Raw genomic sequence first — 22,233 nt, 5'->3', positions numbered from 1 at the left:
TTACAGGCCAGCGCCGAATGAGCGAAAGATGTAAGCGTATTAAAACAACATCCCTAAGCCTGTTGTCATTTAATCATGATCGTTAATTACACTGAACAAGGCTGGGAAATCATTACACAACGGGCACATGGCCTGCTTGCTGCACAGTTAGCCATGCAATGGAAAACTGTTAACCGCCCAAAGCGCTGGACTGAAACCGTAATTGCCATTGCCGGGCATGATGATGCCCAGACTGAATTAGATGAGGACGATCTTCTGACGCCACAGGGCGGCCCTGTAAATTTCGATATGAAATTATTTGAAGCTGAGCGCTGTAAGCGCCTGCTCGATTTTTCTTTATCGCGCAGCCGATATACTGCCCTGCTGGCTTCTATGCATATGAGTTTCTTATATCAGAAAGAAGCCAATAAGCCCGAAGTAAAGGCATTCCTTAAAGAGCAGCAGGCTTTACAAAAACAATGGTGTAAGCAATTAAACATTTCGCAAGCAGAGGCTGATAACATTTATGGCTTTTTAGAATGGTGCGATGCATTTTCTCTATTGCTTTGCAGGCATGAAGTGCAACCCGAACACCGCCTTATCGAAATCAGCAAAGGCGGCGGCGAACACTGTTATACCCTACAACAAGGTAAAAAAGGCGAACTTGACGTATCGCCCTGGCCTTTTGAAGTAAATGAGTTTGAGGTACAGATAGAATACCGCATTATTCCGCAGTTGCAGTTTAAAAACCCGCAGGATTTTAGAACCCAGTTTTTAAAAGCAGAAGTGCAGGAACGCAGCTGGGTACTTAAAAATCAGAATACGGCGCAGCATGCATCAAAATAATATCCGCATGCGATACATTACCCGAATATTCGGCGAAGGTATTCAAGTGCTTCCATTCAGCATCGTTTCCAAAGGCTTTCCAATGAGCATCATGGCTGGCCATATCGTCAAAACTTGTTAAATACATCAGGTTAGGCATGTGCGATCCGGCGATAACGCTTGCATAAAACACGGCATTAAAATTTAATCGTTTAAACAGCTTCACTTCACCGCCGGCATTAAACATCTTCACTTTTGAAATATAACGCTCTTCGGTAGGCCCTTCGTAGCTGCGCAGCTCATAAATATGATCTTGCTTGTTCCCTTTTAAATCTGGCAGTTGATAGTGCAGCGCATCAGGAAATGCACTAAGCAATATACTTTCCATTCTTTTATACTTAGCGGCAGAAGGATCAGGCATAAATTCGGTTGCCTGGTTAAACGTTTTCAATGGCAGCCAAACAACAATGCGCTTATCTGCGCTGGTATCATTAGCTATGGGATGAAACACGCCCACTTTGCTAATCCCCATTTTATGCACTTTGGGTACAAATGTATTTTGCAGGTAATCGTCGAGCGAATCCAGCTGAGCTTTGCTGGTAGTATGGTAGATATTGATCTTGTAATAGTCGCCTTTAGGTTGCGCTTTTACAACAATAACACTTAATAAAAAGATACAGATTAGCAGTAGGTTTTTCATGGCTTATTGGTAAGCCACTAATTTAAATTAAATTCCTAATACTTGCTTTAGTTTTACATAACCGGTTTTGCTTACCGGCACTTTTGCACCTGATTTCAATATGGCAATGTGTGAATCCTTTTCGTAAGGATCTATACGGGTGATCTGGTCTATCGCTACGATAAACGAACGGTGAACACGTGCAAACTGGCGTGGATCAAGTACCTTTTCGAAAAAGCTCATCGTTTTATTTTTCAGGAAAGCACCTTCAGACGTATGGATGTTTACATAATCATCATCAGCCTCCAGATAAACCACATCGTTAACCGGGATGATCTTAACCTTAGTACCAGTTTTAACTACAATACGGTCATGCTGAACGGCCTGCGCCATGGTATCCAGCAACTCTTCAGTATGCTTTTGCTGCTCTTTTTGCTGAGGGGCACTGTTAGCAAGCGCTAAAAATTTCTCCACAGCTTTATCAAAACGATCTTTACTAAATGGTTTCAGCAGGTAATCTATTGCGTGTGCTTCAAATGCTTTAATGGCGTACTCGTCAAATGCAGTGGTAAATATTACAGCCGGCGGTTGCTCTAAAAGTTCCAGCATTTCAAAGCCATTGATCTTAGGCATTTGCACATCCAGAAATATAATATCCGGCTGGTGCTGCATAATGGCTTTCATACCTTCAAAGCCATCGCCACACTCCTGCAATACTTCTATTTCGTTTTTAAAATGCTGCAAATATTCTAATACCACCATGCGTGCCAGTGGTTCATCATCAATGATCAGCGCTTTCTTCATGCCTGCGGAACTTTTATAATAGTTGTAAAGATATTATCATTTACGAAGGTTTCAACTAAATCATTGCGGGCATATATCAAATGTAACCTTCTTTGCATGCCACTTAAACCAAAGCCAGTTCCCTGGCGTGGTTTTGCCGTTTGCGGATCATAAGGATTTTGCACAATAATTTGCAGGTAGTTATCTTCCATTTCGCCTCTTATACTAACCGTTACACTACCAATAGTATCATACAATCCGAATTTAATAGCATTCTCTACAACTGGTTGCAATAGCAAAGGCGGCAGGGTAGCAACTTTACAAAAATCATCGCAACTGATCTCTGTTTGCAAACGGTGCCCGAAACGCACCTTTTCAATATCAAGATATAGCTGCAGGTGGGCTAACTCTTCAGACAGGGTGACCATGTGCTGATCGTCCTTTTTCAATGTACCACGCAAAAAGTCAGATAGCTGGTGTATCATCTTTCTTGCCTCATCGGGCTTAAAGCCGATGAGTGCATTGATGGAGTTTAAGCTGTTAAATAAAAAGTGTGGTTGCAGTTGCTGGCGAAGGTTATACAACTCAGCCTCTTTGGCTAACTTTTCGGCTTCGGCTTTACGCTTTTCGTTCTCTTTATGATCTTGCTGTGCGTACCATACCAAACTGATCATGGCCATCCAGCCTATGGCTAAAAAGTTGGTAAAAAACCGTATCACTATTGATTTAGTGACGAAGATGTAATATTCGGGAAGAGTGATGATGAGTGGCAATACAAAACGGCTTATCGCCAAACAAACACCGGCTAACAAGCCGCACCAGATTAAAAGATTAAGGTAACTGCTTTGTGATGGCTGGTAAAAACGAAGTGTATTATCAATTAACCAGCACGAAGCAGCAAGCGCCACCGCACTGATCACCCCATCGACAGAGGCAACGTACCAGTCGAACCCAAAACTATGGATCAGATAAACCTGCAAAGCGGTCCAGATAAGGCCGCAGGTAAGAAATACCCAACGCAGGTTAGCAAAAGTGGTTACAGGTGCACTCAAGGTTCAGTTGTTTTAATTTTCAAGTTGAAGCAAAGCTGCCTTATGATTTGCCCAGCCTACGTACAAATCGGCATCGGTAGCCTCGTGAATATTGGAATACAGTTCAACGCCATCTTTAAGGCCGCTTATTTCATTGATATCAGCCACGTTAACAAATGACCATTTTACTTTCTGCCTATCATCATTCAAAAAACGGTCTTCGTTCTGGCGGCCAAAAGCTATTGCTTTTTCAAAGGCTTCGCTTTTGGTTTGGGCACTGATCAGGCGCAGTTGCTCATCAAACTGCGCCTGGCAGTTACCATCATTACATAGTATACGGAAAATAATTTTTGCTACGTACCAGTTCATAACGATCAATTGAGATTAATAGCTTCTTACTTCTATACCTGCAAAAATGGATGTGCCTTTAAGTATCAATATCTTATCAGGGCTTTGTGCTATTGTACCGGGGCGGCGCTTATCGTCAATACCGGCAAATACTGCTGCTATATCTGATATTACCTGCCAGTGCGGGGGCACAATTAATTTAATACCACCAAATAACTGCGTAATATCTATATACACCCTGCCACTTATATCAGCCTGGGTAAAGTTAAGTTCGGTACCGCCGAAAACGTTTACGATCTCGCCTCCCTTAAAGTCTTTCGAAAGAATGGTTTTATTAACACTACCAAAAACTGAGGTAGTATCAATAAAATCATCACCGTTAACATGATTAAAGTTGCTGCCGTAAGCATTGTTGGTTGTTGAACCTTCTGAATCAGATCCGGCTGTTGGGTCTGCCGGATCTGCCGGGTTTTCAGTATTTACACGTGCATCCCATTCGCTGTTCCATGCTGCTGAATTTCGCTCAGCCCATTGTTGCCTGTACCTGCGGTTTTCCAGTTTTTTTTTTCGGCCGAAGATGATCCAGAAACCACCCGCCATTAACGCTAACGGGAATATAAAATGGCCGATATCAATCATCGGAAAAATATCGTCTATAAGGAATACGGCTCCGATAACGATCATGATGATAGATCCTGGCTTTTTGAAATTGCAACGTGCACCTGTTACTAAACCAATCATGATCAGGATAGCAGGCCAGCTGAAAATCCAACCAGGGAAGAAAAAGAAGTCAAGCTGTTTTACTAAAAGGATGCCTCCAAAAATGAGAAGCAATGTACCGGCAATTGCTTTGCCGTTACCGGCCTTTTGTGTATTTATATCGTTATTCATTTTGAATTGCTTTAAAAGTATGATTCAAATCTATAATAACAATAGGCATACGTCAATTAATAACTGGCTGCTTATGGTAAATTCTCGGTGAATGGGGTTGAATAAACGGTGAAAGTTGGCGTAGTAGGTTACCGGTTATTGGGTTATTAGGCTATTATGTTATTAATTCTTATTAAGAAGCTGTAAATAAAAAAGAGTTATTAGTGCTTGCATAACACTAATAACTCTATCGCAAATAACCCGGTAACTAATCCCTATAAGAACATACCGCCTGATGCTTCTACGCGTTGTGCAGTTACCCAGCGCGCATCGTCTGAGCATAGAAATGCTACTACACCGCCAATGTCATCCGGCTGGCCAATACGGCCTAAAGCGGTCTGGCTGGAGATATATTCTACCAATCCTTCATGCTCACGTGCAGCAGCGGTAAAATCAGTTTCGATTATCCCTGGTGCAACCATATTTACATTAATCTTGCGTTTACCTAATTCCTTCGCCATATATTTAGTTAAGGTTTCGATAGCGCCTTTCATTGAAGCATAAGCTGCATAACCCGGGGTGGTGAAACGTGCCAAACCTGTAGAAGTATTTACAATACGGCCGCCATCATTTATTATTGGTGATAAAGTTTGGCTCAACAGAAATACGCCTTTAAAGTGAATATTATAAAGGGTATCCAGCTGTTCTTCGGTGGTTTGTTCAAAAGGTGCAGCCCAGTCTATACCGGCATTATTTATTAAAAAATCGAATCTTTCTGTATTGAACACGCTTTTCAAAACTTCGGTAAGCCGGCCTTTAAATGCCTCAAAAGTTTTAGCCTCGCCGGCGTTTAATTGCAAAGCCGCAGCCTTGCGGCCAAGCCCTTCAATTTCGGCTACTACTTTGTCCGCTTCATCTTTACGGCTGTTATAAGTAATAATTACATGATGCCCGTGCTTTGCAAGCGTAAGCGCTTCGTTTTTACCTAACCCTCGGCTACCGCCGGTTACTAATGCTATTTTGTTTGTGCTTTCCATACTATTTGTTGTCTTGATTAACAATACAAAGTTCAGTATGGTTCGGCACTAAAACATGGTGACAGTTTCAGATTTTATGGTGACTACTTCAGAATTTTTTGTACTGCTGACGATATTGATTAGGAGTTATCCCTTCGAAATGCTTAAAAAACTTAGTAAAGTTTGATGGGTCGTAAGTAAGCTGCCGGGCAATTTCGGCAATAGATAAATTTGTGTTCAGCAATTTATCCTTTACAATATCCATCAGCCTGCTTTCTATATAATAACATGGATGCTTGCCAGTGATAAGTTTAATGGTATTGCTTAAATGCGTAGGGTGGATATGCAATAGCTCTGCAAAATCCCGTATCTCGAACATTTCCGTTACTGAACCATTGGCAACATCGTCCAGATGTTTATCTACAGCCTTCAGGTAATCGGCGGTAATTTCATGCGCACGCGAAAATATCTTTTTTGGAAGCTTGGCTGCGAGTGTTTCCATTGGCAAAGTGTAGTTGTTAATACTAAGTTACTGATAACTTATCACATCTTTCCATCGATCGCTTTCGGCATATTCTTTAATAATTTCATTTCTTTGAATGAGTAATTTCTTAAGATGGCTTGTAAGCAAAACCTTATCAGCAATTAAGCCTAACAAACCAAACGGAGAAGCAAAACTGAACATGTCTGTCATCAATGTTCCGCCGTTTCTGACTTCAAAAATGTGCTGATGATGAATATACTTAAACGGACCTTTCACCATTTCATCAGTAAAAGCATTAAAGGGGTCAAACTGCGTAATTTTGGAGGTTAGTTGAAACCAAATGCCCAAATGCTTTGCCCGCCAGGTAACGGTTTCGTTCATACCAATTAAGCCACTTGTAACTCCGGCCACAGCCTCTTCATTAGTATGAGCAGTGGAAATTTTATGCAGATCAATACTCCTTGACAAATCAAAGCACACCTGCTGGGGAGCATTGATGAAAGTTTGGAGAGCGATGAGTGGCATTGGATAAACTTAAGTTGTCATTTCGACATCAGGAGAAATCCTATATAATGTAAATATAGATTTCTCACATACGTTCGAAATGACAAGTAGAGCATAACGTGCACATTGGAGCTCGTGTTGTTTCCTGGCTCTCGGTTCTTGATTCTATTATACTGCCGGCTCCTGCTGGCTTAAGCAGTGAAAGCTCCCCAGTCCCCAGATAATATCTGTAGAATCAATACCTACTACCTTCCTGTCAGGGAAACACTGCCGCAAAATATCTAACGCCTTTGCATCATTATCACAACGATAAGTTGGTACAACTACCGCACTGTTTGCAATATAGAAATTAGCATAAGACGCCGGTAAACGCTGACCATCATAAATAACAGGATCAGGCATTGGCAATTCTACAATGTTTAATTGCTTACCGTTAAGCAAACGCATGCCTTTAAGTGTTTGTAGGTTCTCTTGCAGGATGTGATAATTTTCGTCGTTTTTATTTTCTTCAACAACGGTAACTACGGTATCCTCGTTTACAAAACGGGTAATATCGTCAATGTGGCCGTCAGTATCATCGCCGATTATACCATCGCCAAGCCATAGCACCTGTTCTACGCCGTAATAATTGCGCAAGTATTCTTCTATCTGTTGCTGATTTAAATGCGGATTGCGGTTCTCATTCAACAAACATGCTGTGGTGGTAAGTATCGTGCCTGCACCATTAAAATCAACCGAACCGCCTTCCATTACGATACCGGGATGATAAACCGGCAAGCCGAATTGTTGAGCAATGCGTGTAGGGATAACATCATCCATATCAAACGGCGGATACTTACCTCCCCAGGCATTGTAGCCCCAGTCAACTACTACCTTTTGTTTAGTTTCGCGATTAATTAAAAACGCCGGACCATGATCGCGACACCAGGCATCATTAGTCGGAAACTCGTAAAACTCAATTTTACTCAAGTCTGCTCCAACTAATTCTAATTGCTGCTTAGCAAAGGCCTGCATCAATTCGTCTTTTACGTTAATGCGGACCAGTTCGCCTTCGGCAACAACTTTAATAAACTGGCAATAGTTATGATAAACCATACCGATTTTTCCCGGCCAAGATTCTTCTTTATGCGGCCAGCTAAGCCATGTAGCAGTATGCGGCGCCCATTCGGCAGGAAATGAGAAGCCGGCTTGGTAGGGAGAGTCAATAGTCGATGGTCGATAGTCCATAGTGTTATAGCGTATTTCTTAATGACGTAATCATCTTGGTCAAAGATTCATAGTCATCATATAATTTTTGAAAATCAGATTGTATTATAAAGCCACGTCGTTTCGCAATAAAGAGGCATGAAACCACTTCAATAGCTGATCTTAACGAATAACCTAAAAATGTTTTGAATACTGGATTAGTTTGTCCTGTACAGCCTTCGGCAATATTTAATACCACTGAATCAGCAGCACGCTTAATTTGTGATGTCAATATAAATAGCTCATCTTTTGGAAAACTCTTTTTTGTTAACCGATCTATTTCATCAGTTAAGTCTAAAGCCATTTGCCAAACTTGAAGTTTTTCAAATTTAAAAGCCATTCTACAATTTTAAACTATTGTCAATGGTCTATTGGCTATCGACTCTTTAGTCCTCGTCAATAAGCCTTTTTGTTATCGGCTGGTAAGTTTCTACACGCCTGTCGCGAAGGAAAGGCCAGTGTGTACGGTAGTAATTTGTCTTTTTCAGATCAAGTTCAACTACAGTGATTTCCTCGTCATGGTGTGAACCCTGGAACATAACCGTACCAAATGGGTTTGATACAAATGAGCCACCCCAGAATTTCAAACCTGCTTCTTCGCCTACCCTGTTCACGCTTACCACGTGTACGCCATTAGCTACCGCGTGCGAACGCTGAATAGTTTGCCATGCATTGTATTGCTCGGTATTGGTAGTTACATCCTGTGTTGAAGCCCAGCCGATAGCTGTAGGATAGAATAATATTTCGGCACCCATTAATGCAGTGATACGTGCTGCTTCCGGATACCACTGGTCCCAGCAGATCAGTACGCCAATAGTTGCAAATTTAGTCTTGAAGGTTTTGTAGCCTAAATCCCCGGGAGTAAAGTAAAATTTTTCATAGAAACCCGGATCATCAGGAATATGCATTTTGCGGTATTTACCTAAATAACTGCCATCGGCATCTAAAACCGCAGTAGTATTATGGTAAAGCCCTTGTGTGCGTTTTTCAAACAGCGATGCAATGATCACTACATTAAGCTCGGCTGCCACCTTTGAAAGCTCATCTGTTGATGGGCCGGGAATAGCTTCTGCCAATGCAAAATTGTCGTAATCCTCAACATCACAAAAATAAAGTGAGGTAAAAAGCTCTTGCAAGCACACGATCTGGGCACCCTTTTGAGCTGCCTCGCGTACCTTCTCAATAGCTTTCTGCAAATTCTGTTGCTTATCTGCCGTACATGACATCTGCACCAGTCCAACGTTTACTTTACTCATCTACTTAAATTTTGCGCAAATGTAGGGATTTAGTTGATTGGTTTACTGGTTCATTTGTTCATTAGCAGTCATCTTTTTATCAGGTTTAAAGTCTTAACAAACTGATAATAGTACTAAGAAAATGAACTAAAAGCAAAATACTTATCTTTGCCGCAAAATGACAGATACAGAAAAGGCAGATAAGCCAAAAACTACAAAGGATAAGCTTTGGGCTGTAGCCAAAACGCTTTTAAAAATTGCGGTAACTGCGGTTTTACTTTACTATATCTTTCAAAAGATAGATCTTACAAAAGTGAAGGCCCTGCTGCATGAGGCTAATACCTTCTGGATTATTGCAGCAATGATTTGCTTCTTTATATCCACGCTGGTGTCGTCATGGCGGTTACTTACCTTCTTCCGCTCTATCAACCTGGATCTCGACTGGCGTTTTAACCTGCGTTTATACTTACTGGGTATGTTTTACAACCTGTTTTTACCAGGTGGCATAGGCGGCGATGGTTATAAAATATGGCTGCTGAACAAACGCTATAAAATGCCTGCTAAAAAAGTTTTCTGGGTACTGCTTTTCGACAGGCTGAGCGGCTTTTGGGCAATCGGTTTTATCACAGTTGTACTTGTTATCTTTTTGCCGCAAATGGGCGTACACGTTGCTATACCAGCTGCTATTTTTGTTGTAGGCACCGCCATATATTACTTTGTTGCTCACAAGTTTTTTAAAGAATACACCCGTAATTTTTTCCTGGGTCATGCGAAGGCAATAGGTGTGCAATCTTTACAGGTATGTACTATTTTACTGGTAATGCTAAGCCTGCACCATAACGAGAAATTTGCGCCTTACCTGTTTGCATTTTTAACCTCTTCGCTTGCCGCCGTGGTGCCTTTTACATTCGGTGGTTTAGGCATGCGCGAATACATTTTCAAGTTCACTGTTTCTGAGTTTCACATGGATCAGGAACTGGCTGTATTTTTAAGCTTGTCCTTTTATGTAATATCTGCAACCATATCATTGCTGGGCATGTATTATGTATTCAACACTTCAAAATTAGAAGAGGGTTTACCTGCGATAGAAGAAGATCATCATCAAACTCCTGCACAGCAGTAGGGATTATCTTCAGCAAACAATCCGAAATCAAATTTTTTTGCGTTTAATTGCATAACCAATTATTCCGCAATGAGCCGTTTTAATGATTTTAATAACCCGCAGGTAGCTGCGCTGCCCCGTCATTTAAAGCAATTTATTGTAGATCAGCATTATGAGCATTACACCCCTGTTGACCATGCCGTTTGGCGGTATGTAATGCGGCAAAACTATGCTTATCTCAAAGATGTAGCCTATTATCCTTATATACCAGGCTTGCAAAAGGCTGGACTAACTATAGAGAAGATACCCAACTTGCAGGAAATGAACGATGCCCTGGCAAAAATTGGCTGGGGTGCCGTTACGGTAGATGGTTTTATACCACCTGCTGCATTTATGGAATACCAGGCTTACCGTGTGCTGGTGATAGCTGCCGACATCCGCCAGCTTAAGCATATAGAATATACGCCTGCCCCGGATATCATCCACGAATCGGCCGGCCACGCTCCTATTATTGCCGATAAGGATTACCACGACTACCTGAGCTATTTTGGCTCGATTGGTGCAAAAGCCATGTTCTCAGCCCAAGATTTTGAACTTTACGAAGCCATACGTGCGCTATCTATCTTAAAGGAAATGCCTGATGCCGACGCAGCTGAAATTGCAGAAGCTGAAAAGCTGGTAGAAGATCGACAGCAAAACATGGGTGAGCCTTCGGAGATGGCTTTATTAAGCCGACTGCATTGGTGGACGGTTGAATATGGATTAATTGGACCACTTGAAGATCCTAAAATTTATGGTGCGGGGCTACTTTCATCTATCGGCGAAAGTGCAAGCTGCATGAAATCTGATGTGGCCAAGATCACTTATACGATAGATGCGGTTAATTATCCTTACGATATTACAAAGCCGCAGCCGCAGTTATTTGTAACGCCAACTTTTCAAAACCTCATTGATGTATTGGAGCAATTTGCCGATACCATGTCATTCAGGCGTGGTGGTAGCTATGGCTTGCAAAAAGCAGTGGATAGCAAAAATACCTGCACTGCTGTATACAGTTCAGGCTTGCAGGTGAGCGGCACTTTTACAAGTTTCACGGAGTTTCAGGGGCAACTTGCTTTTGTGAAAACCAGCGGGCCATCCATGTTAGCCATTGCAGATAAACAGCTAAGCGGCCACGGAAAGGATTATCATAAAGATGGTTTCAGTTCGCCGGTTGGCAGATTAAAAGGCTTTGAGAAGGCGTTGGAAATGGCAACCACCGAAGAGTTAAGCAAATTAGGCATTGAAAATGGTAAAAACGTAAGTTTAACTTTTGAGAGTGGTGTCAATGTCACAGGCTTAATTACCCACTTAACTTACAACCAGGAAAAGTTAGCTTTAATTACTTTTGCAGACTGCACAGTAAAGGATGAGAATGGGAATATATTATTCGACCCATCATGGGGTGTGTATGACATGGCTATAGGCGAAAGGATTGTTTCTGTTTTTTGCGGCGCAGCCGATAAGGAAGCTTTTGAAGAAATTGCCTACAAATCGACCACTAATACATTCCATGCAAGTTATGATGCCAGCACGCTTGAGCTGCATCAGCTTTACCAGCAAGTACGTAATTGCAGGCAAACTCACAGCAGCTTAGATTATTTGGGCAATGTGTGGCAAACGCTTCAGCAAAAGCATCACACCGACTGGTTATGCGCATTGGAAATTCTGGAAGTATTAGACCATGAAAACGCAAAACCGGAATTAGCATCCGAAATCAGAGACTTTTTAGAGCAAAAAGCCGCTAATGAACCTGAGCTTAAGAAGCTGATTGCCGACGGCCTTTACCTGATTAAACACCCGGTTGAACAAAAACTGGTAGTGTAGAAATTTGTTATTAATTTCAACCCTTAGCAAAAATGATTGTGATCCTGTCCGAAGGACTCCTTTAGAGACCGTGTTTCAGGATCTCATTTGCAATTATTTCTTAGCAGGTGGGATGCCGAAACAAGTTCGGCATAACTGATAAATTATATCTAATAACATGAATATCATTATCACCGGTGCCAGCAGTGGCGTAGGCTTCGAGGCAGCGTTAGAGCTTATCAATAAAGACGAAAACCATGTAATTGCTTTGGCGCGCCAGCAAAACAAATTGAGCCGCCTTCAGGAAATTGCGACCAGCTTAAACCCTGGCTGTACTATTTACCCTGTTGTGTTTGACCTGGTGAATGATGATTATGATGGCTTAAAACAATTTATTGAACAGAAATTTGGCGGGCATGTGGATATATTGATCAATAATGCGGGCGCACTGATCAACAAGCCTTTTGAACAAACCGATGAAGGCGACTTTGTGGAGATGTTGCAAAGTAATTTCCTGGCGCATATACGCATGACGCAGGCGATGCTGCCTTACATTAAAGCTGGCGGCCACATTGTTAACATCGGTAGCATGGGCGGCGTACAGGGAAGCGCTAAGTTTGCAGGTTTATCTGCTTATTCGGCAAGCAAAGCAGCATTACATAACTTTACGGAAACGCTGGCTAACGAACTCACCGACCGTAAGATCAGCGTTAATTGCCTTGCCCTTGGATCGGCACAAACAGAAATGTTAGAGCAGGCTTTCCCAGGCTACGAGTCGCCTGTGATGGCATTTGAAATGGGTAAGTACATTGCTGATTTTTCGCTTACCGGTCACAAGTTCTTCAACGGAAAAATACTGCCTGTTGCTGTAACAACTCCTTAATTAAAATCGAGGTTAAAGCGTTTGTGCAACTCTCTCAAATGCGGGTTTTTAGCTGCCATGTGCTGAAACTTTTCCAAATCGGTATAAGGCCTTTTAGTTGCAGTAGCCTCTACCATACGGGTAGTTACTTCTAAGCTAAAGTTCCTTAGTTCAGAGCGTAAAAAGTTCATCAATGAGGGCTTTTCGTCCCTGAAACTATTTTCCTGAGCTTTAGTGGTTAGCAAAACTTCAAAATGAAGCGGAGACAATTGCCTTGGCGCTTCAGCAGTAAAAATGGTAAATAATCCCATCTTACTTTCAGCCTTTAGTTTGGCAGCGTATTCATTCCATTTTTTCAGGAAAGTATCCATTGTAAAGGGCTCTTTGTCCGACCCTTTTAAATAAGGATCATCCTCATCTGCCTCAACGGTAGCTGTATTGCCCAAATCATTTAAAGACGGTATAGTCACCGACTTCATGGTTGATTGCAGGTTAGGGATAAAAACTTTTGGCTTTTCTGCAACAGGTGCCGTAACTGGCGGAGTTGCATGTACAGGCGGCGGTGTTGCGGCTTCAGGCTTCTGCTGATATTGCGCCTGCGTATCATTTACTACAGGAGCTGCTTTTGCTGCGGGCGCTTCATAAGGCTTTGCTGCCTCTGCTACTGCTGGGGTATCAGGTTTTTTTTTTTGCTCACCATTTACTGATGTGCTTTGCGTAACCGATGCCATGCTGAGTGCAGAGGTGAGGTGGCACATCTTGAGCAAAGCTAATTCAACCTGCAAACGCTGATTTTTACTCATGCGGTAATTCACCTCGCATTGATTGGCAATATTTAATGCCGAAAGCAAAAACGATCCGCTGGCTGTTTGCGATTGTTGAAGGTAACGCTGGCGTACGCCCTCGCTTACCTCCAGCAGTTTTAGCGTAGCAGCATCTTTACCTACCAAAAGATTTCGCAGGTGCGATGCAAGGCCTGATATAAAATGGCTGCCATCAAATCCCTTTGAAAGTATTTCATCAAAAATCAACAGGGTTTTTGACGTTTCCTCTTTCATCAGGCTGTCGGTCAGGCTGAAATAATAGTCGTAATCAAGAATGTTCAGGTTATCTATTACCGTTTTATAGGTAACATTAGCCCCAGAAAAACTTACAATCTGATCAAACATAGACAAGGCATCGCGCAAACCGCCATCTGCTTTCTGAGCAATGATATGCAGGCCGTCGTCCTCGTATTTAATATTTTCTTTTACAGCGATAGATGCTAGGTGAGCCGACATATCCTCAACACGGATACGGTTGAAATCAAAGATCTGGCATCGCGAAAGTATAGTAGGAAGAATTTTATGCTTCTCTGTAGTAGCCAGGATGAAAATGGCATAGTTTGGCGGTTCTTCCAAAGTTTTCAAAAAAGCATTGAAAGCTGCCTGAGATAGCATGTGCACCTCATCGATGATATATACCTTATACCTGCCTGCCTGAGGTGGTATACGCACCTGGTCAATCAGGTTACGGATATCATCAACCGAGTTATTTGATGCCGCATCTAACTCATGAACGTTAAAAGAATTGCCATTTTGAAATGCGCGGCACGAATCGCATTCGCCGCAGGCTTCGCCATTTGGCTGCAGGTTGGTGCAATTAATGGTTTTTGCCAGGATACGCGCACATGTTGTTTTCCCTACTCCACGCGGCCCGCAGAATAAAAATGCCTGTGCCAGCTGATTACTTTTGATTGCGTTTTTTAAAGTGTTGGTCACATGTTGCTGACCTACAACGGTTTCAAAAGTAGCCGGACGGTATTTACGAGCCGAAACTATAAAATTATCCACAGCTACTAAGATAGCTAATTGCCTGTAAAGCTGAAAGGCTACTTTGATGATTATAAATGTAAACTTATCTTAGTGATATGGCACAAGAATTAATTTTACAAGGACGGGTATTATGGAGTTATGATTTTGAGTATGCTGAAATAAATAATCAAACGCGTGTGGCTGCCTCTTTACTATCAGGTATTGGGCCACTACATCACCATAAGGGAAATATCGGATTAACAGCAGAAGAGCTGCTAATTAAGGGACATGAAAATGAGTATGATCTAACTATAGCATTGAACACTATAGACGAAGTATACCTTGATGATATCTTCACAAATACTTCGGTAAAAAATTTTGGTGCATTATGGCAGCCGTTACGCATCAGGTTTTATGAACGAAGAAATATGGAAAAGATATACCTTATTATTGACCATAATGGCTTGTTCACCCATAATAAGCAATGGTATGAAACCCTTAAATCAATATTAGTTTAATCCGCGATCTATTTACTCATACAAGAGTTTAAATAAAAACAGCACTAAAACCCAAAATACGCCTTCGCATTATTGTAGCAGATATCCTGTACAATTTTACCTATCCATTCAAAGTCAGCGGGCAGCTCACCATTTTCAATATCATTACCAAATAAATTGCACAGCAAACGGCGGAAATATTCATGGCGTGGGAATGAAAGGAAACTGCGCGAATCGGTAAGCATACCTACCATACGGCTAAGTAAACCCATGTTCGACAACGCATTGATCTGTTTGGTCATGCCGTCTTTTTGATCCAAAAACCACCAGGCCGAACCATATTGTACTTTGCCTGCTACCGATCCATCATTAAAGTTGCCAATCATGGCGGCCATCATTTCGTTATCAGCCGGGTTAAGATTATAGATAATAGTTTTTGCTAATTTATTTTCGGTATCCAGTTTATCAAGGAATCGCGACAAGGCACGCCCCTGGCTAAAATCACCGATAGAATCCCAACCGGTATCGGGACCAAGATTTGTTAACGCCCTGCTGTTATTATTGCGCAATGCACCCAAATGATATTGCTGTACCCAACCTTTTTCATGATGCCACAGCGCAAACTGTGTCAGCATAGCCGATTTAAATTTCAATATCTCTAAAGGCAACAAGGCACCATTACTTTTGATCTTGGTAAATATTGTCCTGATCTCGTCCTCGGTGTAATCTTCCGCGTAGATCTGCTCAAGCCCATGATCTGCCACTTTACAGCCATTATCAGCAAAGTAATCATGCCTTTGCTTTAAAGCTGCAATGTAGGTATCGTAATCGCCTATCTCGGCATCAATAACCTTTTCCAGTTTATCAATGTAGGCATTTAAAGCGGCTACATCATCTGCGTTCATCGCTTTATCAGGACGGTAAGAAGGCAGCACTTTAACATCATAACCGCTTGATTTAATCTGTTGGTGGTATTCGAGATTATCCAGCGGGTCATCCGTGGTGCAAACCACTTCCACATTCATTTTTTTGATAAGGCTTTTTACAGAATATGCCCCTGTTTGCAGCTTGGCAGTACAATTATCATATACCTGTTTTGCCGTTTGAGGGCTTAACAGATCGTGCACATCAAAATATCGTTGAAGCTCGAGGTGTGTCCAATGATATAGCGGGTTACGCATGGTATAAGGTACCGTTGCTGCCCATTGCTCAAACTTTTCGTAATCACTTTTATTGCCTGTTATAAAAGCCTCATTAACACCATTGGCACGCATTGCCCGCCATTTATAATGGTCGCCGTAAAGCCATATCTGGGTAAGGTTTTCAAACTGGTGATCTTGCGCAATCTGATCTGGCGGCAAGTGACAATGGTAATCTATAATAGGCATCTGCTTCGCATACTCATGATAAAGCCGCTCTGCAGATTTGTTTTGCAACAGGAAATTCTCGTCCAAAAAGTTTTTCATATCAATGGCTCCGTCAGCTTAGGTTTAACGGTGGCAGTAAATATAAAAATTAAACAGTTTTAAGCTAAACGCGCCATCATTTAATACGTAATGAATTAAACAAATAAGCCCCTGCATTATGCAAGGGCTTGTGATTGGTTCTCTATATTGATTATATTTTGTTTAGTACCCTGTAAAAACAATGATAGATCTTTCGTAATTCGTCCGGATCGGTTATAGCTTCGTCAATATTTAATTCCAGGCATGGCACCTTTTCTCCGTTTCCGTTAAGGCAATGCTCATGTATACCGAAATCAAATTCGCTTAAATCGGTGAATAACTCCCGTACATAGGTATCCTCAAAAATCTTTTTTATCTTTTCCTGATTGTTTGTTTTGATGATAATATGATTATCAAGTTCCGGATAACCTACAGTAACATCCTGCATACCCAAAAACTTGCCAATCTCATCTACAAAATGTTCTTCGTGTATGGCAAATCTAAAATCGGCAGCTCCGGATACGGGGGCAACCAGTTGCGTAAATTCTGAGCCTCCTTCGAAACCGCCGCCAAGGTCAATATCAATAAATAGCTGGATTATTTTATTTCCCTGATGTATTTCGGCATCATAGGTCAGCAGATCTTCTTCGCTACTTAAGTCTTCCGCAATCACAGACCATACATCTTCTTCTGTATTGCCTGTTATTATTTTAGTATCCTCCATAACGGTTATTTCTTATAATCAACACGATATAAACGTAATGTGTTTATATTTTTTTATATCAACTGCCTGAAAAAAGATAACAATTACGACCGCAATCCAGATTTATTCTAACAAAATGTGACTTAACATTAAAGAAAAGCAGGTTTTCAATAATTTTTAATAAGTGTCTTAAATACACTTTCTTGCTTTTGCTATTAAAACGATTTACGTTTGTTTTATACATCTATAACTCTCCAAAAATGCCGTATTGCTCTCTCCTTAATACCTAACCAGTATTAATGGCTTTACGCATTGCTTAATAAACCAATTAATAAACAATAGTTATGAAAAGCATGTACAAGCTTAAAGTACTGGCTGCATTTTTGCTGCCTGCAATTCTCACGTTTTCCTGTAAAAAGGACATCAATTCAACTGCCTCGCCCAACCTGGCCGATCACAACACAACCGCCCGCGCTGCAAATGAAGCGGTTAACATCTGGCTTACCACCGGCGACCAAAGTAAATTACTGACCGCCCAAAACAACATTAATTTTGCTGCCGATGCAGGCACAAATGTCAACACCATTACTGTAGACGAAAACACCACCTATCAGGGTATTGATGGCTTTGGATTTTGCCTTACGGGTGGCAGCGCCCAATTATTAAATGGCATGGGGGCCACGCAGCAGTCGGCATTACTGAACGAACTTTTTGCCACCGGTACCAACCAGATCGGCATCAGTTACCTGCGTTTAAGTATCGGCGCATCTGATTTAAGTTCTTCAGATTTTACTTATGATGACCGCCCTGCCGGGCAAACAGATGTCAACCTGAACAACTTCAGCATAGCTGCTGAAAACACTGATCTGATACCGATCCTGAAAAAGATCCTGTCTATTAATCCAAATATAAAAATACTGGCAACACCCTGGACAGCCCCTGTATGGATGAAGGTGAACACAACCGGCAATAATGGCTTCACGGGTGGTAGCCTTAACACGGCATACTACGGCTCTTATGCCAACTATTTTGTAAAATACATACAGGCGATGAAGGCGCAGGGGATCACCATCGACGCCATTACCCCTCAAAACGAGCCGGAAAATCCATACAACAACCCAAGTATGACCATGACGGCTACTGAAGAAACCAACTTCATTAAAAATAACTTAGGGCCTGCACTAAGGTCGGCAGGGCTGGGTACCAAGATCATTGTGTTTGACCATAACTGCGACCATCCAAACTACCCGCAGGCAATACTTGCCGATGCTACTGCAAACGGCTATGTGGATGGCTCGGCATTTCACCTGTACGCAGGCGATATCAGCGCATTATCTACTGTACACAATGCTTACCCTGCTAAAAACATCTATTTCACCGAGCAATATATTGGTGCGCCGGGTAATTTCGGTGGCGACCTGTCATGGCATGTCAACAACCTGATCATCGGGGCAACACGTAACTGGAGCCGAAATGTACTGGAGTGGAACCTGGCAGCAGATCCAAACAGCAACCCTCACACAGCCGGTGGTTGCAGCAATTGCCAGGGAGGCATTACCATCAGCGGCTCTTCCTTTACGCGCAACAGCGGTTACTATATTGTAGGCCATGCATCTAAATTTGTTCGTCCGGGTGCGGTTCGTATATCCTCTAACATCGCCGGAAGCATTCAAAACGTTGCCTTCAAAAATTCAGATGGTTCTAAAGTGCTGATTGCATTAAACAACGGCAGCAGCAGCCAAAACTTCAAGGTTAAATGGGGAGCCGAATCATTTACCTATACCCTGCCTGCCGGCGCAGTGGCCACTTTTAAATGGACAGGTACACAATCATCGGGCAGCGGCAGTGTTGCGCCAATAGGCCAAACGGTTACCCTAAAAGGTTTTAACAACTTATATGTGAGCGGCGAGAATGGCACTCAAGCCATGAACTGCAACCGCACCAGCGCATCTGCGTGGGAGCAGTTTACCATAGTTGATGCCGGAAGTGGTAAAGTTGCCCTGCAAAGTATGGGCAAATATGTATCGTCTGAAAATGGAACGCAAGCCATTACCTGTAACCGCACGACCATAGGCGATTGGGAAAAGTTTGACTGGCTGCCAACTGCCGATGGTAAGGTTACCTTCCGCAGCAGTACCGGCAAGTTTATATCATCTGAAAATGGCACACAACCCATGACCTGTACACGCGACAGTGCATCAGGCTGGGAAGCTTTCGCAATTAATCAATAAACCAATAATAATTAACTAACCTACTTTTTTATGAGAAATCTTACACTCAAATCAATTGGGAAGGCCGCTGCTATTGCCGCCTTCGGTCTGCTGGTGGCATCATGCAAAAAAGATGCAAATAATGTAACTACAAATGCAGCCACCGGCAATGCCAATGCCACTACCAATCCGCGGGCGGTAACTTACACTCTTGTATGGCAAGATGAATTTAATGGCCCAAACATTGATGGCAGCAAATGGAACATTGACAATGGCAACCCTAACGTAAACAATGAAAAGGAATATTACCAGGCCGCTAATGCAACGATTTCAAACGGCAATCTGGTGATTACTGCCCGTAAACAAAGCATGGGCGGGCAACCTTATACGTCAGCCAAGCTGAACACCTCAGGCAAATTTTCGGTTAAATACGGTCGTATAGAAGCCCGCATGAAACTACCTATGGTGCAGGGCACCTGGCCTGCTTTCTGGATGCTGGGCACTAATATTGGCACAGTGGGCTGGCCACAGTGCGGCGAGATTGATATTATGGAGCATGTGAACACCAGTAACACTATTCTGGGTACCATGCACTGGAATAACAACGGGCATGTGCAGTACGGCAGCAGTACCAACACTACACCGGGCGACTACCATGTTTATGCCGTTGAATGGGATGCAAATGGCATCAGGTGGTATGTGGACAATACCCTTTATGTTACCGGCAACACCGCTAATAACATTAATAATACCGGTGCATTTCAGTTGCCTTTTTACATCATCCTTAACCTTGCTGTAGGCGGTGATTTACCAGGGCAAACCATTAATGACAGTGCCTTGCCAACCACCATGTCTGTGGATTATGTACGTGTTTACAGCATCAGCAATTCCGGCTCATCCACAGCTCCCATTGGCCAGACCGTTACATTAAAAGGTTTTAACAACCAATATGTAAGCGGAGAAAACGGCACACAAGCAATGAATTGTAACCGACCTACAGCATCGGCATGGGAACAGTTTACCATAGTTGATGCCGGAGGTGGCAAAGTTGCCCTACAAAGCATGGGCAAATATGTATCGTCTGAAAATGGCACACAAGCTATTACCTGTAACCGCACTGCCATAAGCGACTGGGAAAAATTTGACTGGGTGCCTACTGCCGATGGAAAAGTAACTTTTCGTGGTAATAACGGCGCTTACATCAGCAGTGAGAATGGCACGCAACCAATGACCTGTAACCGTACTACAGTATCGGGCTGGGAAGCCTTTGCTGTTAACCAATAATCTTTAAATAAAAACGGCCCTTGCTAATTGAGCAAGGGCTGTTTCGTTTGATACTATTCTAAATATTAATTCCAGCCGCCGCCTAAAGAACGGTAAAGATCTACCGATGCATCAAGCTGTGCTTTTTTAATAGAAGCAAGTTCCAGTTCGCTTTGCAATACATTGCTTTGCGCGGTAATTACTTCCAGGTAATTAGCCATGCCGCTTTTAAATAGCTGGCTGGCATTGGCAGTAGCCTGTTGTAATGTTTTTGCGCGGTTAGCTGCTATTACTTGTTGCTGGCTAAGTTTATCTATAGCCACCAAAGCATCAGACACCTCACCTACCGCAACCAGCACCTGCTGACGGAATTGAATAACGCTTTTTTCACGGTTGATCTTAGCAATCTCATAGTTTGTTTTCAACTCACGGTGCTGCAGTAATGGCTGGGTTATACCACCTGTTACAATACCAAACAATGATGCCGGGATATTAAACCAGTTGCTTGCTTTAAATGCGTTTACACCTCCTTGCGCTGTAATAGCCAAAGTTGGGTACATACTGGCTTTAGTATAACCTACCTGTGCATTGGCGCGGTCAACATCAAGCTCAGAACTGCGTACATCCGGACGGTAACTTAGTAAAGTTGATGGCACACCGGCTGATATCGCCTGCGGTAACACAACATTTTCAAGTCGGCCGGTACGGGTAATGCTATCCGGCAGTTTACCGGCTAAAATGCTCAATGCATTTTCCTGTGCGATGATCTGCTGTTCAAACTGCGGCACCAACTGCGCAGCGGTTAATCGCTGTGCTTCGGCCTGCTGCACTGCCAGTGATGTAGCCTGGCCTGCATTGAATTGCAACTTAATAATACGAATGGTACTGTCATTTAGCAACACATTCTTTTTAGCAATTTCCAGTTGTTCATCCAGCATCAGCAGGTTAAAATATCCTTCAGATACATTGGCAACCAGCTGTGTTTGTACGGCTTTGCGTGCTTCTTCTGTTTGCAGGTAAGCAGCTAAAGCAGCTGCCTTACGGCTGCTAATCTTGCCCCAGATATCGGCTTCCCAGGATATAGTGACCGAAGCGTTATAATCTTCAATGTGCTTGCTACCTAAAAACTGGCTTAGGCTGATACCGTTCAAGCTATTGTCTGACGGGCGGTTAATACTTGCCGTTGCACCTAATGATGCTGTAGGCACATTGCCCCATTTGGCTTGTTTAAGCGTTTGACGCGCCGCATCGATATTTTTAATAGCAATTTGCAGATCGTTGTTGCGTGTTATGGCACTATCGATCAGGTTTTGCAATGTAGCTTCTGTAAAGAAGCTTTTCCATGGCAGGCGGCCTACAGAAGCAGTATCTGTTGTAGCGGCAGCCGACCTATAGCTACCCGGCAAATTCATGTCGGGCAGCTTTACATCTTTAGATACCTTGCAGGCACTAAATATACCAAGTGCGGCAATCAGCAAGTATCCTTTTATATTCGTTTTCATTTTATATTACCA

22 protein-coding genes are annotated in these 22,233 nt (G+C 42.5%); 7 read left to right on the top strand and 15 right to left on the bottom strand.

Annotated elements, in window-relative coordinates:
* Window positions 1-75: 75 nt before the first annotated feature.
* Window positions 76-825, top strand: coding sequence for a DUF3891 family protein (locus PQ461_RS05380; protein ID WP_274302340.1), 750 nt, complete (start codon window positions 76-78; stop codon window positions 823-825).
* Here PQ461_RS05380 and PQ461_RS05375 read toward each other — a convergent pair.
* The 11 genes from PQ461_RS05375 to PQ461_RS05325 all read right to left on the bottom strand — a co-directional run bounded on the left by PQ461_RS05375 (window position 788) and on the right by PQ461_RS05325 (window position 9,020).
* Window positions 788-1,504 (bottom strand): NIPSNAP family protein, encoded by a 717-nt coding sequence (locus tag PQ461_RS05375; RefSeq protein WP_274302339.1) that lies wholly within the window; start codon window positions 1,502-1,504, stop codon window positions 788-790. The genes PQ461_RS05380 and PQ461_RS05375 overlap by 38 nt on opposite strands.
* A 27-nt stretch (window positions 1,505-1,531) precedes the next feature.
* Window positions 1,532-2,287: a LytR/AlgR family response regulator transcription factor gene (locus PQ461_RS05370; protein WP_274302338.1), complete on the bottom strand. Its 756-nt coding sequence runs from the start codon at window positions 2,285-2,287 to the stop codon at window positions 1,532-1,534.
* Window positions 2,284-3,318: a sensor histidine kinase gene (locus tag PQ461_RS05365; protein WP_274302337.1), complete on the bottom strand. Its 1,035-nt coding sequence runs from the start codon at window positions 3,316-3,318 to the stop codon at window positions 2,284-2,286. The genes PQ461_RS05370 and PQ461_RS05365 overlap by 4 nt, the downstream gene beginning before the upstream one ends.
* Before the next feature lie 12 nt (window positions 3,319-3,330).
* The gene (locus PQ461_RS05360; protein WP_274302336.1) at window positions 3,331-3,666 is read right to left on the bottom strand and encodes a DUF4288 domain-containing protein; all 336 of its coding nucleotides are present in this window, start codon (window positions 3,664-3,666) and stop codon (window positions 3,331-3,333) included.
* A gap of 15 nt (window positions 3,667-3,681) precedes the next feature.
* On the bottom strand, window positions 3,682-4,536 hold the full coding sequence (locus PQ461_RS05355; RefSeq protein ID WP_274302335.1) for a LiaF transmembrane domain-containing protein: 855 nt from the start codon (window positions 4,534-4,536) through the stop codon (window positions 3,682-3,684).
* Between the two features lie 254 nt (window positions 4,537-4,790).
* Window positions 4,791-5,552, bottom strand: a complete 762-nt coding sequence (locus tag PQ461_RS05350; protein WP_274302334.1) for an SDR family NAD(P)-dependent oxidoreductase — start codon at window positions 5,550-5,552, stop codon at window positions 4,791-4,793.
* Window positions 5,553-5,640: 88 nt separating this feature from the next.
* Window positions 5,641-6,033, bottom strand: a complete 393-nt coding sequence (locus PQ461_RS05345) for a helix-turn-helix domain-containing protein (protein WP_274302333.1) — start codon at window positions 6,031-6,033, stop codon at window positions 5,641-5,643.
* A gap of 27 nt (window positions 6,034-6,060) precedes the next feature.
* A complete protein-coding gene (locus PQ461_RS05340; protein ID WP_274302332.1) occupies window positions 6,061-6,540 on the bottom strand; it encodes an SRPBCC family protein in 480 nt (159 codons plus the stop codon).
* A 147-nt stretch (window positions 6,541-6,687) separates the two neighbouring features.
* Complete coding sequence (locus PQ461_RS05335; RefSeq protein ID WP_274302331.1) at window positions 6,688-7,746, bottom strand: agmatine deiminase family protein; 1,059 nt, start codon at window positions 7,744-7,746, stop codon at window positions 6,688-6,690.
* 4 nt (window positions 7,747-7,750) lie between these two features.
* Window positions 7,751-8,104 carry a four helix bundle protein gene (locus PQ461_RS05330; RefSeq protein WP_274302330.1) on the bottom strand — a complete coding sequence of 118 codons (354 nt, stop codon included), beginning with the start codon at window positions 8,102-8,104 and terminating at the stop codon, window positions 7,751-7,753.
* A 46-nt stretch (window positions 8,105-8,150) separates the two neighbouring features.
* Complete coding sequence (locus PQ461_RS05325; RefSeq protein ID WP_274302329.1) at window positions 8,151-9,020, bottom strand: carbon-nitrogen hydrolase; 870 nt, start codon at window positions 9,018-9,020, stop codon at window positions 8,151-8,153.
* Between the two features lie 157 nt (window positions 9,021-9,177).
* Between PQ461_RS05325 and PQ461_RS05320 the strand changes: the two genes are divergently transcribed.
* From PQ461_RS05320 to PQ461_RS05310, 3 genes are all read left to right on the top strand, one after another.
* Window positions 9,178-10,122 carry a lysylphosphatidylglycerol synthase transmembrane domain-containing protein gene (locus PQ461_RS05320; protein WP_274302328.1) on the top strand — a complete coding sequence of 315 codons (945 nt, stop codon included), beginning with the start codon at window positions 9,178-9,180 and terminating at the stop codon, window positions 10,120-10,122.
* A gap of 69 nt (window positions 10,123-10,191) precedes the next feature.
* A complete protein-coding gene (locus PQ461_RS05315; RefSeq protein WP_274302327.1) occupies window positions 10,192-11,967 on the top strand; it encodes an aromatic amino acid hydroxylase in 1,776 nt (591 codons plus the stop codon).
* A gap of 157 nt (window positions 11,968-12,124) precedes the next feature.
* Window positions 12,125-12,829, top strand: coding sequence for an SDR family NAD(P)-dependent oxidoreductase (locus PQ461_RS05310; RefSeq protein ID WP_274302326.1), 705 nt, complete (start codon window positions 12,125-12,127; stop codon window positions 12,827-12,829).
* Here PQ461_RS05310 and PQ461_RS05305 read toward each other — a convergent pair.
* Complete coding sequence (locus tag PQ461_RS05305) at window positions 12,826-14,640, bottom strand: DNA polymerase III subunit gamma/tau (protein ID WP_274302325.1); 1,815 nt, start codon at window positions 14,638-14,640, stop codon at window positions 12,826-12,828. The genes PQ461_RS05310 and PQ461_RS05305 overlap by 4 nt on opposite strands.
* A 77-nt stretch (window positions 14,641-14,717) precedes the next feature.
* Here PQ461_RS05305 and PQ461_RS05300 point away from each other — a divergent pair, with 77 nt between their 5' ends.
* The gene (locus PQ461_RS05300) at window positions 14,718-15,119 is read left to right on the top strand and encodes a hypothetical protein (protein WP_274302324.1); all 402 of its coding nucleotides are present in this window, start codon (window positions 14,718-14,720) and stop codon (window positions 15,117-15,119) included.
* Window positions 15,120-15,163: 44 nt separating this feature from the next.
* Here the strand turns inward: PQ461_RS05300 and uxaC are convergent, their stop codons facing one another.
* A complete protein-coding gene (gene uxaC / locus PQ461_RS05295) occupies window positions 15,164-16,564 on the bottom strand; it encodes a glucuronate isomerase (RefSeq protein WP_274302323.1) in 1,401 nt (466 codons plus the stop codon).
* A 151-nt stretch (window positions 16,565-16,715) separates the two neighbouring features.
* Window positions 16,716-17,267 carry a hypothetical protein gene (locus tag PQ461_RS05290; RefSeq protein WP_274302322.1) on the bottom strand — a complete coding sequence of 184 codons (552 nt, stop codon included), beginning with the start codon at window positions 17,265-17,267 and terminating at the stop codon, window positions 16,716-16,718.
* A gap of 323 nt (window positions 17,268-17,590) precedes the next feature.
* Between PQ461_RS05290 and PQ461_RS05285 the strand changes: the two genes are divergently transcribed.
* On the top strand, window positions 17,591-19,477 hold the full coding sequence (locus PQ461_RS05285) for a glycoside hydrolase family 30 beta sandwich domain-containing protein (protein ID WP_274302321.1): 1,887 nt from the start codon (window positions 17,591-17,593) through the stop codon (window positions 19,475-19,477).
* A gap of 30 nt (window positions 19,478-19,507) precedes the next feature.
* Window positions 19,508-20,740 (top strand): family 16 glycosylhydrolase, encoded by a 1,233-nt coding sequence (locus tag PQ461_RS05280; protein ID WP_274302320.1) that lies wholly within the window; start codon window positions 19,508-19,510, stop codon window positions 20,738-20,740.
* Between the two features lie 65 nt (window positions 20,741-20,805).
* Here the strand turns inward: PQ461_RS05280 and PQ461_RS05275 are convergent, their stop codons facing one another.
* Window positions 20,806-22,221 (bottom strand): TolC family protein, encoded by a 1,416-nt coding sequence (locus tag PQ461_RS05275; protein ID WP_274302319.1) that lies wholly within the window; start codon window positions 22,219-22,221, stop codon window positions 20,806-20,808.
* Window positions 22,222-22,233: the final 12 nt, after the last annotated feature.

The organism is Mucilaginibacter sp. KACC 22063 (genome assembly GCF_028736115.1).
Taxonomy (GTDB): Bacteria; Bacteroidota; Bacteroidia; order Sphingobacteriales; family Sphingobacteriaceae; genus Mucilaginibacter.
This window is presented reverse-complemented; position numbering and strand designations above follow the sequence as displayed.

Excerpts from the sequence above, each read along its gene's own strand:
- PQ461_RS05380 (WP_274302340.1), top strand. The coding sequence starts at position 76 with ATGATCGTTAATTACACTGAACAAGGCTGGGAAATCATTACACAACGG.
- PQ461_RS05375 (WP_274302339.1), bottom strand. The coding sequence starts at position 1,504 with ATGAAAAACCTACTGCTAATCTGTATCTTTTTATTAAGTGTTATTGTT.
- PQ461_RS05370 (WP_274302338.1), bottom strand. The coding sequence starts at position 2,287 with ATGAAGAAAGCGCTGATCATTGATGATGAACCACTGGCACGCATGGTG.
- PQ461_RS05360 (WP_274302336.1), bottom strand. The coding sequence starts at position 3,666 with ATGAACTGGTACGTAGCAAAAATTATTTTCCGTATACTATGTAATGAT.
- PQ461_RS05355 (WP_274302335.1), bottom strand. The coding sequence starts at position 4,536 with ATGAATAACGATATAAATACACAAAAGGCCGGTAACGGCAAAGCAATT.
- PQ461_RS05350 (WP_274302334.1), bottom strand. The coding sequence starts at position 5,552 with ATGGAAAGCACAAACAAAATAGCATTAGTAACCGGCGGTAGCCGAGGG.
- PQ461_RS05345 (WP_274302333.1), bottom strand. The coding sequence starts at position 6,033 with ATGGAAACACTCGCAGCCAAGCTTCCAAAAAAGATATTTTCGCGTGCG.
- PQ461_RS05340 (WP_274302332.1), bottom strand. The coding sequence starts at position 6,540 with ATGCCACTCATCGCTCTCCAAACTTTCATCAATGCTCCCCAGCAGGTG.
- PQ461_RS05335 (WP_274302331.1), bottom strand. The coding sequence starts at position 7,746 with ATGGACTATCGACCATCGACTATTGACTCTCCCTACCAAGCCGGCTTC.
- PQ461_RS05330 (WP_274302330.1), bottom strand. The coding sequence starts at position 8,104 with ATGGCTTTTAAATTTGAAAAACTTCAAGTTTGGCAAATGGCTTTAGAC.
- PQ461_RS05325 (WP_274302329.1), bottom strand. The coding sequence starts at position 9,020 with ATGAGTAAAGTAAACGTTGGACTGGTGCAGATGTCATGTACGGCAGAT.
- PQ461_RS05320 (WP_274302328.1), top strand. The coding sequence starts at position 9,178 with ATGACAGATACAGAAAAGGCAGATAAGCCAAAAACTACAAAGGATAAG.
- PQ461_RS05315 (WP_274302327.1), top strand. The coding sequence starts at position 10,192 with ATGAGCCGTTTTAATGATTTTAATAACCCGCAGGTAGCTGCGCTGCCC.
- PQ461_RS05310 (WP_274302326.1), top strand. The coding sequence starts at position 12,125 with ATGAATATCATTATCACCGGTGCCAGCAGTGGCGTAGGCTTCGAGGCA.
- PQ461_RS05300 (WP_274302324.1), top strand. The coding sequence starts at position 14,718 with ATGGCACAAGAATTAATTTTACAAGGACGGGTATTATGGAGTTATGAT.
- uxaC (WP_274302323.1), bottom strand. The coding sequence starts at position 16,564 with ATGAAAAACTTTTTGGACGAGAATTTCCTGTTGCAAAACAAATCTGCA.
- PQ461_RS05290 (WP_274302322.1), bottom strand. The coding sequence starts at position 17,267 with ATGGAGGATACTAAAATAATAACAGGCAATACAGAAGAAGATGTATGG.
- PQ461_RS05285 (WP_274302321.1), top strand. The coding sequence starts at position 17,591 with ATGAAAAGCATGTACAAGCTTAAAGTACTGGCTGCATTTTTGCTGCCT.
- PQ461_RS05280 (WP_274302320.1), top strand. The coding sequence starts at position 19,508 with ATGAGAAATCTTACACTCAAATCAATTGGGAAGGCCGCTGCTATTGCC.
- PQ461_RS05275 (WP_274302319.1), bottom strand. The coding sequence starts at position 22,221 with ATGAAAACGAATATAAAAGGATACTTGCTGATTGCCGCACTTGGTATA.